This window comes from Photobacterium sp. DNB23_23_1 (genome assembly GCF_052873815.1).
This window is the reverse complement of record NZ_JBNNXT010000087.1, coordinates 1-1,929: the sequence shown is the minus strand read 5'-3', so window position 1 is coordinate 1,929 and position 1,929 is coordinate 1. Positions and strand designations below refer to the sequence as shown.

General features: G+C 48.0%; 1 protein-coding gene. It reads right to left on the bottom strand.

Features of this window, described 5'->3' with window-relative positions:
• Window positions 1-74: 74 nt before the first annotated feature.
• Window positions 75-1,517, bottom strand: a complete 1,443-nt coding sequence (gene ltrA / locus ACVA53_RS24850) for a group II intron reverse transcriptase/maturase (RefSeq protein WP_255045505.1) — start codon at window positions 1,515-1,517, stop codon at window positions 75-77.
• Window positions 1,518-1,929: the final 412 nt, after the last annotated feature.

Sequence of the window (1,929 nt, the reverse complement as noted above, 5' to 3'; positions counted from 1 at the left end):
GGTCGCGGTAGGAATGGCAGTTACCTGCCACCCCCCGCGCAGATCCGGACGTGCGCTACTAACGCATCCGGCTCCTACCTTGGGTGCATAGCGTAAAAGCGCTTTTCCGGATAAGGGTGGACGATCCTCGGTGGCGGTATCCAGTATTTTGCTAGTCTCTCAAAACGCGACCAGGTCATTTGGCTTCGCTGGCTTCTACGCCTAAGCGCTTTTAACCATGCTTTTCTCACTTCTTCTATGAAAAGACTGAGTGACTTGCTGTTATATGGAACGCCATAATAATTTATGTGCCCCTGCACAACACGCCTAAGCCATTGACCTGTTTCATACGGTTTATCATGTAGTCTCCGCTTAAGTTCATGACGTATCTTTTTCAACTGATTTGTCAATCGCTTACGCTTCGTTTTCCTTTTGATTGCCACCTCACCTTTGTCGCCCTGATACTTAAGGCCACAGTAGTGAGTAAAACCGAGAAAATCGAAAGTGCCAGGTTTTCCCCTTGCTTTCTGTTCCTTAAATTGTGACAACGCGAAACGCCCAAAGCGGATCAATTTGGTTTTATCAGGATGGATCTGCAAGCCAAAGGATTTTAGTCTGGCTTTCAAACCACACAGGCATGCTTGAGCATCCTTATGTTTCTGAAAACCCAGTACAGCATCATCTGCATAGCGGACAATAACCACTTCTCCTTGAGCTGAACGAGTCCTTTCCCTGTTTAGCCAAAGATCAAAAACGTAGTGTAGGTAGATATTCGCCAGAAGCGGAGAGATCACCGCTCCTTGCGGAGTACCGAGTTTGGCATGGACTCGATGACCATGCTCATCCAAGATACCTACTTTTAGCCACTGATTGATTAGTCTAACAACTCGTTTATCGCCGATTCGGTGCTGGAGAAACCGGATGAGCCAGTCGTGCTCTACAGTATCGAAGAACTTACTGATGTCCAGATCCAGCACCCAGTTTACTTTCCTCTTGGTTATCGCTACATTCAATGCATCAAGTGCGTCATGTTGCCCCCTCCCGGGTCTGAACCCATAAGAGAATCCAAGAAAGTCCTCTTCATATATTTGATTCAACACTGTGACCATTGCCTGCTGTACGACCTTATCTCTTAGGCAAATGATACTCAGCGGACGCTGGCTACCGTCTTCTTTCAGGATAAAGACCCGCCGAGCCGGTTTTGGTTTATACCTGCCAGTATGGATTTGATCGTGTAATTCTCGAATGTTCCCGGCCAGATTTAGCCTGAACCTGTCCCATGTCACACCATCGCACCCTGCTGCTGATCGTCGTTTCAATTTGAAGAAACTTTCATTTAGCAATTGCTCATCGATGTGCTTAAGCAAGTTGGTAAACTGTCGCTTCTTATCCTTCTTTGCAACATTTCGCACAGCCAGCAGGCCAGACGTCACGTAATTCCAGCTCTGAGTCTGGACGTGGAGACGCTGTTGGCTGTTCCCCTTGGTCAGAGGCCTTCCCTCCACAAATTCCGCAGCTTGTTTAATTGCTTTGTTCACTTGTTTCAACAGTACTATTCCTCTGTCCGACTTCCTAGACGTGCCATACGACCTTGGCACAATGCTTTGGCTGTATGTTCCTGAATGCTCAACTCAGGACGGTCTAGGATCTCCTAGGTTCCGACGGTGAATTTCCCTGCATGCATAGGGTCTCCGACCCCGGGAGGTACGTTCTTGGCTTGCCATTTCGCCTCGATTGTTATTGGTTTCTGCTTCGCTTAACAGCATCACCACCTCCGATTTATAAATTACGTGGCTCAATACCTAGCCTACAGGTGCCTCTACTAACACTTCACTTAGGCAGTTACCTGACTAAGCGCATAGCTCGAGGACTTAGCGGGTGGCTAACCCTTACTAAGAGGGGACTTTCACCCCATATTCACAACGCCAGCTTTGCCTAGCGTACTAAGCG